13 protein-coding genes are annotated in these 14689 nt (G+C 64.4%); 7 read left to right on the forward strand and 6 right to left on the reverse strand.

Translation table 11 applies throughout. The features are described 5' to 3' along the window. Positions 1-171 precede the first annotated feature (171 nt). The 4 genes from ACB031_RS05550 to ACB031_RS05565 all read left to right on the forward strand — a co-directional run bounded on the left by ACB031_RS05550 (position 172) and on the right by ACB031_RS05565 (position 4518). Positions 172-1146, forward strand: coding sequence for an L-tyrosine/L-tryptophan isonitrile synthase family protein (locus ACB031_RS05550; RefSeq protein ID WP_017788430.1), 975 nt, complete (start codon positions 172-174; stop codon positions 1144-1146). Positions 1147-1156: 10 nt separating this feature from the next. Next, positions 1157-2032 (forward strand): TauD/TfdA family dioxygenase, encoded by an 876-nt coding sequence (locus ACB031_RS05555; protein ID WP_216973286.1) that lies wholly within the window; start codon positions 1157-1159, stop codon positions 2030-2032. Then, entirely contained in the window at positions 2032-3315 is a 1284-nt protein-coding gene (locus tag ACB031_RS05560) for a glycosyltransferase (protein WP_371139171.1), read from the forward strand. The genes ACB031_RS05555 and ACB031_RS05560 overlap by 1 nt, the downstream gene beginning before the upstream one ends. Positions 3316-3591: 276 nt before the next feature. Beyond that, positions 3592-4518 (forward strand): L,D-transpeptidase family protein, encoded by a 927-nt coding sequence (locus ACB031_RS05565; RefSeq protein ID WP_043170235.1) that lies wholly within the window; start codon positions 3592-3594, stop codon positions 4516-4518. Between the two features lie 72 nt (positions 4519-4590). Here ACB031_RS05565 and ACB031_RS05570 read toward each other — a convergent pair whose 3' ends face one another. From ACB031_RS05570 to fldB, 4 genes are all read right to left on the reverse strand, one after another. Next, a complete protein-coding gene (locus ACB031_RS05570) occupies positions 4591-4983 on the reverse strand; it encodes a VOC family protein (RefSeq protein WP_043170234.1) in 393 nt (130 codons plus the stop codon). Between the two features lie 175 nt (positions 4984-5158). Then, positions 5159-6499 (reverse strand): TldD/PmbA family protein, encoded by a 1341-nt coding sequence (locus ACB031_RS05575; protein WP_371139172.1) that lies wholly within the window; start codon positions 6497-6499, stop codon positions 5159-5161. Further along, on the reverse strand, positions 6499-7899 hold the full coding sequence (locus ACB031_RS05580; RefSeq protein WP_017784597.1) for a TldD/PmbA family protein: 1401 nt from the start codon (positions 7897-7899) through the stop codon (positions 6499-6501). Before ACB031_RS05580 ends, ACB031_RS05575 begins: the two co-directional genes overlap by 1 nt. A 298-nt stretch (positions 7900-8197) precedes the next feature. Then, positions 8198-8716, reverse strand: coding sequence for a flavodoxin FldB (fldB, locus tag ACB031_RS05585; protein ID WP_005298196.1), 519 nt, complete (start codon positions 8714-8716; stop codon positions 8198-8200). Between the two features lie 185 nt (positions 8717-8901). On the opposite strand from fldB, the gene xerD reads away from it, so the two are divergent. Beyond that, positions 8902-9801 (forward strand): site-specific tyrosine recombinase XerD, encoded by a 900-nt coding sequence (xerD, locus tag ACB031_RS05590; protein WP_017765137.1) that lies wholly within the window; start codon positions 8902-8904, stop codon positions 9799-9801. On the opposite strand, the gene ACB031_RS05595 is transcribed toward xerD, so the two are convergent. Both ACB031_RS05595 and mscL read right to left on the reverse strand, forming a co-directional pair. Next, positions 9798-11336, reverse strand: a complete 1539-nt coding sequence (locus ACB031_RS05595; RefSeq protein ID WP_338713617.1) for a diguanylate cyclase — start codon at positions 11334-11336, stop codon at positions 9798-9800. The two genes, xerD and ACB031_RS05595, sit on opposite strands and share 4 nt — an antisense overlap. 167 nt (positions 11337-11503) lie before the next feature. Continuing rightward, positions 11504-11914: a large-conductance mechanosensitive channel protein MscL gene (gene mscL / locus ACB031_RS05600; protein WP_371139173.1), complete on the reverse strand. Its 411-nt coding sequence runs from the start codon at positions 11912-11914 to the stop codon at positions 11504-11506. Between the two features lie 258 nt (positions 11915-12172). On the opposite strand from mscL, the gene ACB031_RS05605 reads away from it, so the two are divergent. Beyond that, the gene (locus ACB031_RS05605) at positions 12173-12892 is read left to right on the forward strand and encodes a disulfide isomerase DsbC N-terminal domain-containing protein (RefSeq protein ID WP_371139174.1); all 720 of its coding nucleotides are present in this window, start codon (positions 12173-12175) and stop codon (positions 12890-12892) included. Further along, entirely contained in the window at positions 12855-14585 is a 1731-nt protein-coding gene (gene recJ, locus ACB031_RS05610; protein ID WP_371139175.1) for a single-stranded-DNA-specific exonuclease RecJ, read from the forward strand. Before ACB031_RS05605 ends, recJ begins: the two co-directional genes overlap by 38 nt. Positions 14586-14689 lie beyond the last annotated feature (104 nt).

A 14689-nucleotide genomic window follows, 5' to 3' on the forward strand; every position in this document is an offset into this window, starting at 1 on the left:
TTGAAGCTGTTTACATCAATGGCGAATTGATAGCCTGACTTTATCTCGGCTACTGTCCCCTCTCGATTCGTTTGGGTAGCAAACGGATACACAAATAATAACAACAGAGACTGGACGCATTGATAAAGAGTCATCTTTATTGATTTTAATCCTGCCAAAGGAGCCGGAATAATGAGTGGTTTATCTTCCCATCAAATTGCCCAGAATATATTTGCCGAGCTGTTGCCCTATCGCCGCCGCTTCCCCGATCCCATCCTGGATCGGCAGCAGGAGGAGGCAGAGGTGGCCGCCATCCAGATCCCCCGTCTGCAAGACTTCATCGAGCGGGGCGAGACCATCCTCTGCGTGTTGCCCGCCTTTCCCACCAAGTCGCCCAATCCTAACAAGGTGCTGGGCTCTCTGCCGGACATGGCGGAGCGGCTCTCCCTCAGTTTTCTCAACCACCTCTGCCAGCGCATCCAGCTGCACTATGCGCCCGGCATGCGGATCCTCATCTGCTCGGATGGCCACGTGTTCGGTGACCTCATCCGGGTGCCCGATCCGGCCATCGATGCCTATCAGGCCCATATCGAGCAGCTGATCCTGGAGCTGGGGGCGACCCATCTCGGGGTCTTCCACCTGGGCATGGTGGCGGGTATGGCCGAGTTTTGCGCCAGCCGCGACTTCGACACCCTGCGCGAACAGCTGGTGGAGCGCTACGCCGAGCCGCTGGAACTGATTGCGCAGGAGGTGAGAAGCACCGAGGAGGGCATTCGCCTCTATCGCGCCATGACCCGCTTCCTCTATGAAGACAGCCAGCTGCCGGACACCCCGCTCTCCAACACGGCGCTGCAGCGGGATGCCAAAGGGCGCACCCATGCGGTGATCCAGCGCAGCCGCGCCTGGGGCAACCTGCTGGCGGAGCGCTTCCCCGAGGCGATCCGTCTCTCCATCCACCCCCAGGCGAGCCACAGCCTGAAGATGGGCATCCACATGCTGCCGACCCGGGATGACTGGCTCACCCCCTGGCACGGGGTGGCGGCCAACCTGGATGGCCAGTTCGTGCTGATGAAGCGGCGTGACGTACTGGCGATGGAGCATGAGCTGGTCCACATCCACGGCCGTCCGAGCCACTACCTGATCAACGGCAAGCAGGCCGCCGCCTGAGGAGTTTCCCATGACTGCATCCATCGTTACCCTCGGCGGCGAGCGCTGCCGCATTCTGCCGCAGGCCCCGTTCGGCCTGCTGATTGAGCCGACCCGCAACGGCCAGCCGGTGCAGAGCCTGGCTATCGAGGCGCTGCGCGAGCTGGCCCGCCGCCACGGCGTGCTGATCCTGCGCGGGTTCGAGTCGGGCTTCACCGATCCCGAGCGGCTGACCCGCTACGGCGAGGAGTGGGGCGAGATCATGATGTGGCCCTTCGGCGCCGTGCTGGACGTGAAGGAGCACGAGAACGCCACCGACCACATCTTCGACTCCAGCTATGTGCCGCTGCACTGGGACGGCATGTACAAGCCGACCCTGCCCGAGTTCCAGTTGTTTCACTGCGTGCACGCCCCGGCGGCGGACGAAGGGGGGCGCACCACCTTCATCAATACCCGCCAGCTGCTCACCGAGCTCGATGGCGAGCGGCTGGCCCGCTGGGAGCGGGTGCACATCACCTATCGCATCAAGCAGGTGGTGCACTACGGCGGCCAGGTGCGCTCGCCGCTGCTGGTGCCCCACCCGGTGAGCGGCGAGACGGTGCTGCGCTACAACGAGCCGCCGCGCGAGGGAGTGCGTTTTCTCAACCAGCATGCCCTCGACATCGAGGGGGTGGCGCCGGCCGAGCAGGCCGCCTTCCTGCAGGATCTGCACGAGCGGCTCTATGACCCGCGCTATTTCTATGCCCACCAGTGGCAGGGGGGGGACGTGGTGATCGCCGACAACCTCGGCCTGCTGCACGGCCGCGAGGGGTTCACCGCCCGCTCCGCGCGCCACATCCAGCGGGTCCACATCCAGGCCAGCCCGGTCTGCCTCAACCCGGCGCTGGCGCCGCAAGGGGCGGCGTGATGGCGACCCTGTTGCTGGCGGCCACCGCCACCCCGGGCCACGTCAATCCCATGCTGGCGGCGGCCCGTCTGCTGGTGGCGCAGGGGCATAGAGTGCTGATGCTGTGCGGCGCCCTGTTCGAGCAGCGCATCCGCGCAACCGGTGCCGAGTTCGTGCCCTTCGCCCCCGAGGTGGACTTTGACTACCGGGTGCTGGAGCGGCATTTTCCCGAGCGGGCCAGCCTGAGCGGCACCGCCCAGATGGCGCTGGCACTCAAACGCTTCTTCGCCGCCCCCATGGCGCAGCACGACAGTCAGCTGCGGGCGCTGATCGCGGCGGAGAGGGTGGATCTGCTGCTGGTGGAGAACGGCTTCTACGGCGCGCTGCCCTTGTTGCAGCAGCCCCATGGCCGGCCGGTGCCGATCCTGATGCTGGGGGTGAACCCTGTCTCTTTCTCGAGTCCGGACGCCATCTTCTACGGCCCGCGCATTCCCCCCGAGCTGCGCCGCTCCCTTGGCGAGCTGCCCTGGCTCGATGAGCCGACCCGGCAACTGCAAAGGGAGGTGCAACAGCGCTTTGATGCCGCCCTGGCCGAGGCGGGGGCGCCGCCGTTGACGGCCCCCTTCACCGACGTGATGGTGACGGCGCCCGATGCCTTCTTGCAGCTCTCCTGCGCCGGCTTTGAATACGAGCGGCCGGAGCTCGAGGGGGTGATCCGTTATGTCGGTCCGCTGCTGCCACCCCGGCTTGAGCTGACGCCGCCGCCCTGGTGGGAGAGGCTCGATGAGCGGCCGCTGGTCATCGTCAGCCAGGGCACCCTGGCCAACGTGGATCTGGGGCAGTTGCTGCTGCCGGCCATGCAGGGGCTGGCCGACGACGAGCTGCAACTGCTGCTGACCACTGGCGGTCGGGATCCGGCGCTGCTGGGCGATGCCATCCCGGCCAATGCCATTGTCACCGACCACGTACCGTTCGAGCTGGCGCTGCCCCGCGCCGCCGTGCTGGTGACCAACGGCGGCTACGGCTCGGTGCAGTCCGCGCTGGCCCACGGGGTGCCGCTGGTGGTGGCGGGCACCGGAGAGGACAAGGCGGAGGTGGCGACCCGGGTGGCCTGGAGCGGTGCCGGCATCAATCTGCACAGCAACGAGCCGACGGCGGCCATGGTGGCCACGGCGGTACGCAAGGTGGTGCGTGAGCCGCGCTACCGCGCCCGGGCGCGGCTGCTGGCCGAAGAGATGGCGGCGCTCGATGGCCGCGCCGCCATCGCCGCGAGCGTGGCGGATCTGCTCGGCGGACGACCTTGATACCGTGATGAAGGGGAGGCCAGACGGCCTCCCTTTTTGTTCAGCTTCTGCTCAGTTTGGTGCTGCTAGCGTGGCCATCATGACAGCAGGCTGTGCCAGTGGCGCCGGATGCGCTTTTTCATGCAAAAAAGAGCGTTTTCGACGTTGAAATTTTGGCCGACTCAGGAAAGAATGCGCGCTCGGTAATCGACCGCGGACGCCAGCTTCGGGCCCCGGCGCAACCGAGGATGACACGGCCTTCGGCCAACTTGGTACAGGAAACCACACAGGAATTTTATGAATCCCCTTCGCATTGCCGCTTCGGCTCTTTTATGTACGCTGGCACTGGCCGGCCAGCAGGCTGCCGCCGTTGAATACCAGCTGCCCGCCGCCAACAGCCGCCTGATCGGCGAGAACCAGGAATACGTGGTGCCCGCGGACAACCGTCCGCTGGAGCAGATTGCCTCCGACTTCCAGCTGGGTCTGACCAACATCATGGAAGCCAACCCGGGCGTCGACCCCTACCTGCCCAAGGCTGGCAGCAAGCTGATCATTCCTCATCAGCTGATCCTGCCCAACGCTCCCCGCGAAGGGATCGTCATCAACGTGGCCGAGATGCGTCTCTACTACTACCCGAAAGGCAAGAACGTGGTACAGGTGTTGCCCATCGGCATCGGCCAGCTAGGGGTCAACACCCCGGAGAACTGGATCACCAAGGTTGAGCGCAAGCGTGCCAACCCGACCTGGACCCCGACCGAGAACATCCGTCGCCGCTATGCCGCTCAGGGCAAGACCCTGCCTGCGGTCTGGCCGGCCGGCCCGGACAACCCCATGGGTCTGCACGCGCTCTACATCGGCAACCTGTACGCCATCCACGGCACCAACGCCACCTTCGGCATCGGCCTGCGGGTGAGCAGTGGTTGTGTGCGCCTGCGTGCCGACGACATCAAGTACCTGTTCGACCACGTGCCGGTCGGCACCCGCGTCCAGTTCGTCAACCAGCCGGTCAAGACCACGGTCGAGCCGGATGGCAGCCGCTACATGGAAGTGCACGAGCCGCTGTCGCGCACCGAGGAGGAGTTCAACTCCACCGCCTCCGTGCCGCTGCCCATGACCCCGGCCACCACCCGTTTCATCGCCCACGCGGAGAGCGACTCCAACGTGGTCAAACAGGTGCTGGAACAGCGTACCGGCATGCCGACCCGTCTCAACCCGCAGGTCTGATGACCCGGGAGACTGGCTCATGCACAACGGCGACCATCAGGTCGCCGTTGTTGTTTCTGGGAGCCGCCGCCGTCAGCCGGCCGGCGGGGCATAGAGGGCCAGCCAGTTGCCCTCGGTATCTTCGATGATGACCCGGGAGCCATGGCCGCTGCCGATGCTGTGCAGGGGCTCGAGCACTCGTCCGCCGATGCTGGGCACCAGCTGCTCGGCCTCCTGCAGGCGATCGCCCAGGGCGAGGTAGATGAGGGGGCCCGAGTGCCCCGGCTGGTGGTACTTGTCCATGGGACCGAGACAGGCCGCCGCGTTGTTGCCGTCGTGGCGCAGCATGGCGAAGCGGATCTCCTCCTGTATCGGCGTGACCGGCACGTCGAGCAGGGCCGAGTAGAAGGCCATGGCGCGATCCAGATCCCGTGTCGGAATGTCGGCCCAGACCAGGGTATTGTCCATCTTGGTGATCTCCTGCATGTGCCGGCCGATGCGACCGGCGGCTCTGTTCCTTGCTGACGGCCTCTCGCGGCAGGTCGTAGACAGCTTCTTAGAGGTTAGGAGCGGCCCATCAGGGGCGCCAGAGCTAAAAAAGCGGCGCCATCAGGCGCCGCTTTTGGGTGAGGAACTGGAGGTTTTTTCCCTCGATATACAGTTAGTTGCCGGCGATGCTTAGCCCGCCGAAACGGATTAGCGGCGCGTAGAAGCTCTTGTCATCGTCGTGGTGCAGCAGGTTGCCGACCGCTTCCAGCTCACTCAGCAGGCGGTAGAAGTTGCCCGCCACCGTGATGCCGCGTACCGGTGCCACCCGCACGCCGTCCCGGCACAGGAAGCCGGAGGCGCCGAACGAGAAGTCGCCGCTCACCGCATCGGCGCCCGAGTGCAGGCCGTCCAGCTTGACCAGCTCCAGATACTCGCCGGCTTGCGCCTCGGCCTCGCTGTGGGGGCCGAGCCCGAACACCAGGTGGCGCGGGCTGACATCCAGCGCACTGCGGGCACTGCGGGCCGCCGAGCCGTTGCTGGCCACACCGAAGTGGCGGGCGGTGGCGCTGTTGTGTAGCAGGGTCTTGAGCTCCCCTTCGCCGATCAGCAGCAGATCCCGGGTGGGGGCACCCTCGCCATCGAAGGCCTTGATGTGCATGCCACCCGGCATATAGACCCGGCTCTCCAGGGTGAGCCAGCGGGAAGCCACGCTTTGGCCCAGCTTGCCCCGCCAGGGGTTGATCCCCTGCTGGGCCCACTTGCCCGACAGCGCTGCCTGAAAGCAGCCGAACAGGCTGGCCAGGGCATTGGTGTCGAAGATGGCGCTGTAGTGACCGCTCGGCACCGCATCTCCCGCCAGCAGGCCGTCGGCCACGGCGTGGATCTGCTGGATGAGGGTCTGGCTGTCCAGCGCATCGAAGCGGCGCTCATACTGCCCCTGGGAGAACATGGACTGACGGCCGTCGCGCTCGATGAGGGCGGAGCTGTAGCAGCCGACGCTGAACGCCTGGTGTTGGCAGAGGCTGCCCTGGCTGTTGGCGAGCCACAGCCGGCCCTCCCCCTCGAAGAAGCTGTTGTAGGGGGCGCCGGTCACGTCCGGCAGCGCCAGCATCTCCGACTCGAGGCGCAGTGCCAGGGCAATCTTCTCCTCCACGGGAGTGGTGTCGGGCTGATTGATCTCGGCGCAGTCGGTGGTGAGCCGGCTCTGCTGCACGGCGATGGTCTGATCCGGGTCCACCTTGGCGAAGCGGCTGGCATCCAGCGCATCCTGCACCATGGCGGCCAGCGCAGACTCGTCGAGAGACTCCGAATAGGCGATGCCGACCCGACCCTCTTTTATCAGCCGAATGCCGATCTGCTGGCTGCTGGTGACCTTGTATTCGCTGAGTTCACCCTTGTCGGCCTTGAGAGAGAAGGCCTTGTCCTGGTTGGCGATGACGTCCGCCTCGGCACCCAGATCGGCGACCTGGTCCAGCAGACGGGTGAGCAGTTGGTTCATGTCGAGCTGGCTCATCAGGCGTTCCCTCCGACCAGGATGTTGTCGACCTTGAGCGGCGGCTGGCCGACCGAGGCGGGAATGGATCCGGAGACCGAGCCGCACATGCCGGCGGAGAGGGCCAGATCGCGCCCCACCATGGAGATCTCCTTGAGCACCTGCGGGCCTGTGCCGATCAGGGTGGCCGACTTGAGCGGCCGGGTGATCTTGCCGTGTTCGATGAGGTAGGCCTCCTGCACGTTGAAGTTGAACTCGCCGGTGCCGGGTTGCACCGAGCCGCCCCCCATCCGCTTGGCATAGATGCCGTGCTCCACCGTCGCCAGCATGTCGTCCAGGCTGTGATTGCCCGGCTCTATGTAGGTGTTGCGCATGCGCGAGGCCGGCGCGAACTTGTAGGATTCGCGGCGGCCGGAGCCGGTACGGGCGTAGCCGGTGCGAAGGGCCCCCATTCGGTCCACCAGGAAGCCGGTGAGCACGCCATCCTTGATGAGCTGGGTGTGCTGGGTCGCCATTCCCTCGTCATCGACGTTGATGGAGCCCCAGGCGTTGCCCTGCAAGCCTTCGTCCACTGCGCTGACCGCCGGATTGGCGATGAGCTGGCCCATCTTGTCGTGGAACACGGACGCCTTCTTGGCCACCGAGGTGGTCTCCAGCAGGTGGCCGCACGCCTCGTGGAAGATGACGCCGCCAAAGCCGCTCTCCATGATGACCGGCAGCTTGCCGCTCGGGCAGGGAGCCGCCCCCAGCTTCACCAGCGCCTGGCGGGTGGCGGTGAGGGCCAGCTCGCGGGGATCGATACTGGCGGCGTGCTCCCAGCCCATCATGGCACCGGGGGCTTCGTAACCGACGCTCTGTTCGCTGCCAAGGGCGGCGATGGTCTGGGCCATGATGCGGTTGTAGTGGCGGCGATCGCTCACCTGCACCCCTTCGCTGTTGAAGATCTCTACCTCCTGCTCCCAGCCCAGCACGTTGCCGGCAAACTGGCTCACCTTGTCGCTCTCGGCGCGGGCCGCGGCATCCATGGCGTGCAGGTAGGCGATCTTCTGCTCCAGCAGCTTGTCGGCCGACAGGGGCAGGGCGATCGGGTTGCGATCGTTCAGGCGGGTGAAATCGAAGGCGGTGGCGGTGACCACGGGGTCACGCCTGTCCTTGGCCGCCAGCAGGGTGACGATGCGCAAGAGTTCGTTGCGATCGGCCAGGTTGGTGTAGCCGTAGAGCACCTTGTGGCCGTAGCACAGGCGCACGCCGATGCCGAAATCGAGGCCACCGCTGATATTTTCTATCTGGCTTGAGAGCAGGCTGAGCTGGCTGCGGCGCTTGCGCTCCACAAACAGCTCGGCGAAGTCGGCACCCAGCGCCAGCGCGTGATCGAGCACGTCGCGGGCGATGGCGGGGGCCAACAGGGAGAATGGGGTCATAGAATGTCCTTTTCTGGTCTGTCCGTTTGCTTCCGACACCCGGCTGTGATTGTTATGGGGTGTCGCTTCCATTGTTGCAGACCAGCATAAAAAAGTCGCTATAGCGTCATGCGATGATACCGATTGAGAAAATCGGTGCGATTTATGCGCCCGGTGGTCCGAAACCTGGGGCGGCAGGCGGGGAAGCGTCGCAGCTGACGTCTGTTCAAGGGGCCTGTCACAAGGTCTTTTTCGACATGCCGTGCGGGAAGCGGGCGATGGCAGGGGGCCATCGCCACTGCAGTCAGAAAACCCGGCGTCACAGCAGTTCGTGGATCTCGCTCAAAATCTGGTCGACCCACTGTTCGATGCGCGATTCGGTCTGGTCGTACTGATTGGCGTCGTCGAGGGCCAGGCCAACGAAGTGACGACCATCGTCGATGAGCGCCTTGGAGGCGTCGAACTCGTACCCCTCGTTGGGCCAGTAGCCCACCAGCTTGACCCCCTTGGGCACCAGCTGGTCATGGAGCATGCCGAGAGCATCCTGGAACCATTCGCCATAGCCCAGCTGATCGCCGAGACCAAACAGGGCGATGATGCGCCCCTCCAGATGCAGGTCGGCAATGTCTTCCCAGCGGGATTCCCAGTCCTCCTGCAGCTCGCCGAAGTCCCAGGTGGAGATGCCCAGGATCAGGATGTCGTACTCCTGCATGCGGATGAGGGGCACGTCCTTGATGTTGTGGAGATCGACCAGCTCCGGGCCAATGAGGGTGCGGATCTTCTCGGCGGCCATCTCGGTGTAGCAGGTGGTAGAGCCGTAAAACAAACCTATCTTCATCGCTCTTCTCTTGATCGCAGTAGGCAAGGGGCGTGACCGGCACAGCGGTGCCCGGGGGGAGGGCGCCAGTCTAGCAGATTGCCCGGCGCGCTTCACTTCTTGCCGGGCCATGGACAAGCCTGCCTTGCGGGCCGGGTGGGTCGACACGTTACAATGGGGGCCTGTTTCCCTGAGCGCGGCGTACCATGAGCAAAGCTGAATCCCATCCCCTGATCGAGCCGTTTCTCGACGCCCTCTGGCTCGAACGGGGGCTGTCCGACAACACGGTCAGCTCCTATCGCACCGATCTGGAAAAATTCTCCCTCTGGCTCGATGAGCAGGGGGGCTCCCTGCTGCTGGCGGGGCTGGACGACATCCAGCACTACCTCGCCTGGCGGGTGGACCAGCAGTTCGCGGCCAGCAGCACGGCCCGTTTCCTGTCGGCCCTGCGCCGTTTCTACCAGTATCTCAACCGCGAGAAGCTGCGCAGCGACGATCCCACCGTGCTGCTGGAGGGGCCCAAACTGCCCAAGAAGCTGCCATCGGATCTCAGCGAAGCCGAGGTGGAGGCGCTGCTGCAAGCGCCGCTGGTGGACGACCCGCTGGAGCTGCGCGACAAGGCGATGCTCGAGCTGCTCTACGCCACCGGACTGCGGGTCTCCGAGCTGGTGGGACTCACCGCCGAGCATGTCAGCCTGCGCCAGGGGCTGGTGCGTGTGGTGGGCAAGGGCAACAAGGAGCGGCTGGTTCCCATGGGGGAGGAGGCGGTGCACTGGCTGGAGCGCTATTACCGTGAGGGGCGAGGCCTGCTGCTGGGGGGCACCAGCTCGGACGTGGTCTTTCCTTCCAAGCGGGCCCAGATGATGACCCGCCAGACCTTCTGGCACCGCATCAAGCTCTATGCCCTGCGGGCCGGCATCAGCGGTGAGCTATCTCCCCACACCCTGCGCCACGCCTTCGCCACCCACCTGCTCAACCACGGCGCCGACCTGCGGGTGGTGCAGATGCTGCTGGGCCACGCGGATCTCTCCACCACCCAGATCTACACCCACGTGGCCAACGAGCGGCTCAAGGCGCTGCACGGCCAGCACCACCCGCGCGCCTAGGCTAGACAGAGGCGATCTTTCCCCTCCTGCTTGGCGCGATAGAGGGCGGCATCCGCCCGGGCCAGCACCTCGGCGGGCGGGGCATCCAGCGCCTCGGCCAGCCCGCCGCTGAAGGTGACGGTCAAGCCCGGTTCGCGCCAGTTCTGCGTGGTCATGGCGCGGCGCCACTGATCCATCTGCTGCTGTGCCTCCTTAAGCCGCCCCTGCTCGAAGATGGCGACCAGCTCCTCGCCGCCAAAGCGGCAGAGGGTGGCCTTGCCCTCCAGCAACTGGCTGCCCAGGGAGGCGGTGCGTCTGAGCACGCTGTCGCCGGCGGGGTGGCCATGGCGGTCGTTGATCAGCTTGAAGTTGTCGATGTCGATGATGGCCAGCACATAGGGGGTATGTTGCTGGTGCAGCTCGCTCAGCAGGGTGTCCATGTAGCGGCGGTTGTAGAGCCCGGTCAGGGCATCGCGCTGGGCCTTCTCGCTCTCCGCCTGCATCTGGTCCGAAATCAGGGTGATCTCGTCCTCCAGCTCCTCGATGCCCGGAATGCGGGGGATGATGAGGGGCTGTCCCGGCGGGGTGACCCGCAGCTGGCGCACCACCTGCACCAGCATGCCGATGGTGTTCTCCAGCCGCTGATGGAAGATGACGGCCACCAGGATGAACATGACCAGCGACAGCAACAGCCCCATCATCATGTTGGGCAGCAGCTCCCTGATGACGAAGGAGTTGCTGAAGGGGTAGATGATGATGACCTGCCAGCCGGGGTTGTTGGCCAGGGTGTAGTAGGCGATGAGTTCGTCATCCTGGCTCTGGATCGCGCCATTTTTCCCCTGGAGCCGGGATAACCAGGGCTCGTCGAGCGGGGTGGCGTTCAGCAGCGGGTTGCTGTGTGCCACGATGCGCTGATACCTGCGATCGTAGAGCTGGTAAGTCATCTGCTTGCCGCCCTGCAGCATGCGCCCGATCCGGTCCGAGACTCGCGACAGCTCGACGTCCAGACCAATCACGGCCACTATCTTGCCGCTGTGGTTCAAGACCGCCCGCGACAGGGTCGCCACCGGAATGTGCTGGACGGTGTCGAGATAGGGGGCACTCCAGATATTGATCCCCGGCGTATGGATGGCCTCCAGATACCATGCCTGTTTGGCCATTGCCTGGGGGGAAGGGGGGAGCTGATGGTTGAAGTTGACCAGGGTATTGTCCCGCTGCACATAGTAGAGCCCCTTCAGCAGGCTGCCCGAGCGGCTGAGCTGCTGCCACACCGAGTAGTGCCGCGCCCGCATTTCCGGCGGGAGCACGCCGTCATGGTTGGCGAGATCCACCGCCAGAATATTGAGTTGCTCTTCGACCGAGCTCAGCGCGTTGTCCCATTGCTGGGCCGTACTGCTGCTGAAAAATTCCATGCGCTCGCGTACTACGTTCTGTTGTTTGATGAAAAACAGATAGAGGTTGCTGGCTGTCATCAATAGCAGGGGCAGGGAGAGCAACAGCAAATAGCGCAGAATGAAACCATGTTTCGCTCTGGTCTTCACTGTCGGGGATGTCATGGCGATGATTCCTGTAGGTTTACATTCATTCAAGCATGATGTGCGTGGGATGGGGGCGGATGCAGATCAAGGTCTGGGTGATGCCAAGTGTAAAGTGTTCCGTTGCTGATGTAGCTAAAAAACCGCCCGAAGGCGGTTTTTTTCCAGTACACGACAGGAGCTGGCGCTTATTTTCCCTGTTGGGATTTGAGCAGATCGCGGATCTCGGTCAGCAGCTCCTGATCCTTGGTGGGGCCGGCCGGTGCCGCGGCTTCCTCTTCCTGCTTCTTCTTCAGGGTGTTGATGGCCTTGAGCCCCATGAAGATGGCGAAGGAGATGATCAGGAAGTCGATGATGGTCTGGATGAACTTGCCGTAGGCGATGACCACGGCCGGCGCACTGCCCTCGGCGGCCTTCAGGGTCACGGCGAGGTCGCTGAAGTCCACGCCCCCCAGGATCAGGCCGATGGGCGGCATGATCACATCACCGACGAAGGAGGAGACGATATTGCCGAAGGCGGCCCCGATGATGATACCGACCGCCATGTCGATGACGTTGCCTCTGGATGCAAAGGCCTTGAACTCTTGAATCAGACTCATTTTCCCCTCCAAAAATGGGCTAGCAGCGGCCTGGGCCGCCCTGGTGTTTGAATAATAAAGCATCAGGAAAACAGAGGATGACCGTCGTGTTTCCTGTCGTCCCGGTTAGCTTGCTGGGGCTTTGCCCGATTGGCAACCTGTCAGATCGGGATTTTTTTGCGACCCTTCTATTAACCAATCAGTAATTAAGCAGTTGAGGCGAGCATATTTGCTGAGTAACCTTGTGAGTCCATTCGTTCATGCCAAGTGAGTAAAAAAGTGCACTATTTACTGCTGGGAATGATGCTGCTGGGCTCTTTTGCCGTCAGCGCGGGGATGGATCCCCAACTGTTGAAACAGACCATAGAGCGGCGGCTCGGGGTGCAGGTCTACCTGGTGGACGAGACCCCGGTCTCCGGCCTCTATCTGCTGGGCACCGCGCAGGGGCCCCTCTATACCGATGCCAGGGGCGACCATGTGCTGCTGGGCACCATGCTGGATCTGGCCCACGACATGAAGAACCTCACCATGCTGGGCCAGCGTCAACAGCGGCAGCTGGCCCTGGCCCAGATCGGCGAGCGGCGGATGCAGCTCAAGGCCGTGCCCGAGCGCCACCGCCTCACCCTGTTTACCGATCTCGCCTGCCGCGGCTGTCGCGCCACCCTGGATGAGCTGTCCGCCTTGCAGGCGAGGGGGGTGAGCGTGCAGCTGCTGCCGGTGCTTGGCCACTTTGCCGATCTGGCCGAGGCGCAGGCGCGCTGGTGTGATCCCGGGCTGCTGCGCGAACTCGACCTCAGTGATCGTTTGCCTGAGAGCGGCTGTAATGAGATCCTTGCCCATCATATCGGCCTGAGCCAGTGGCTCGGGATCAAGGCACTGCCGAGCTGGGTCCTGCCAAATGGCGACCTGCTGCGCGGTTATCAGAGCCCTGAACAACTGCTCAAGATACTGGATCACATCGATGCCCCTGCTAATCCGTCGTCGTCCGCGCGTGGATGATTCCCATCTGCCCGCCACCCTTCATCCCTTGCTGCGGCAAATCTTCGCCAGTCGTGGGGTCGAAGACCCTGCCCTGCTGGAGCGCAGCGCCAATCAGCTGCTGCCACCCCAGCGCCTGTTCGGCATGGCGCAGGCAGTGCCCCTGCTGGCCGAGGCGCTGACGGCGCAAAAGCGCATTCTCATCGTCGGTGACTTCGATTGTGACGGCGCCACCAGCTCGGCCCTGTGCGTGCTGGCCCTGCGCGCCATGGGGGGTCGCCACATCGATTTTCTGGTGCCCAACCGCTTCGAGTTCGGGTATGGCCTCACCCCCGAGATCGTCGAGCTGGCGGTGGCCCGCGGCGCCGAATTCCTCATCACGGTGGACAACGGCATCTCCAGCATCGCCGGGGTGGCGGCAGCCAAGGCGGCCGGCATGCAGGTACTGGTTACCGATCACCATTTGCCGGGCCAGGAGCTGCCTGATGCCGACGCGATAGTGAACCCCAACCAGCATGGCTGCGATTTTCCCTCCAAGTCTCTGGCCGGGGTCGGGGTCGCCTTCTATCTGATGGCGGCGCTCAACACCCATCTGCGCCAGAGTGGCTGGTATGAGCGCCAGGGGCTGCGCGCCCCCAACGTGGCGGATTACCTGGATCTGGTAGCCCTTGGCACGGTGGCCGACGTGGTGGCGCTCGATGGCAACAACCGCATCCTGGTCCATCAGGGCCTGCAGCGGATCCGGGCCGGCCGCTGCCGCCCCGGCATCCAGGCGCTGGTGGACGTGTCGGGCCGCGATGGTCGTCGCCTGTGCGCCGCCGATCTCGGCTTTGCGCTGGGGCCGCGCCTCAACGCGGTGGGCCGACTCGACGACATGTCGCTCGGGGTCGCCTGTCTGCTGAGCGAGGAAATCAACCTGGCGCGCCAGCTCGCCTCCGAAATGGACAGCCTCAACCAGGAGCGCAAGGAGATCGAGCAGGGGATGCAGCAGGAGGCGCTGGCCACCCTGGAGCAGATCCGGTTTCGTGATGGCGAAGTACCCTCCGGCATCGTGCTGCACCGGGACGAATGGCATCAGGGAGTGGTGGGGTTGGTGGCCTCCAAGGTGAAGGAGAAGTACTACCGCCCGGTCATCGCGTTTGCCGAGAGCAGCGAGACCGAGCTCAAGGGCTCCGGGCGCTCCATCCCCGGGGTGCACCTGCGCGATGCGTTGGAACTGCTCGACACCCGTCACCCCGGCTTGATGGGCAAGTTTGGCGGCCACGCCATGGCGGCGGGGCTGACCCTGCCCAAGGCCAATATCGAGGCCTTCGGGCGCGCCTTCGAGGCGGTCATCGGCGAGCTGGTGACCCCTGAGCTCTTGACCGGGGTGCTGCTCACCGACGGCGAACTGCTGCCGGACGAGCTCACCCTCGAGCTGGCGGAGCTGATCCGCGCCTCTGGCCCTTGGGGTCAGGCCTTCCCCGAGCCGCTGTTCGATGGCGAATTCGTGCTGGTGCAGCAGCGGCTGGTGGGGGAGAAGCACCTCAAGATGATGCTGACCACGGATTCCGGCCATGCGGTGGATGCCATCGCCTTCGGGGTCGACTTGCAGCGCTGGCCCGATGCCTCGGTCAAACGGGTGCGGCTGGTCTACCGGCTCGACGTCAACGAGTGGCGCGGCAACCGCAGCGTGCAGCTGCTGGTGGAGCATCTGGAAGCCGCCGGCCTCTGATCCGTGAGTCTCTCTTGCTGCCGATGACGGCCACCTCAGGGTGGCCGTTTTTTTATGGTATGAACCCGGATTTTGCCGTTGACCCGTCTATTGCTTCACAGTTT

The sequence above is a fragment of the Aeromonas sp. S8(2024) genome (assembly GCF_041403085.1).
Lineage (GTDB): Bacteria > Pseudomonadota > Gammaproteobacteria > Enterobacterales > Aeromonadaceae > Aeromonas > Aeromonas dhakensis.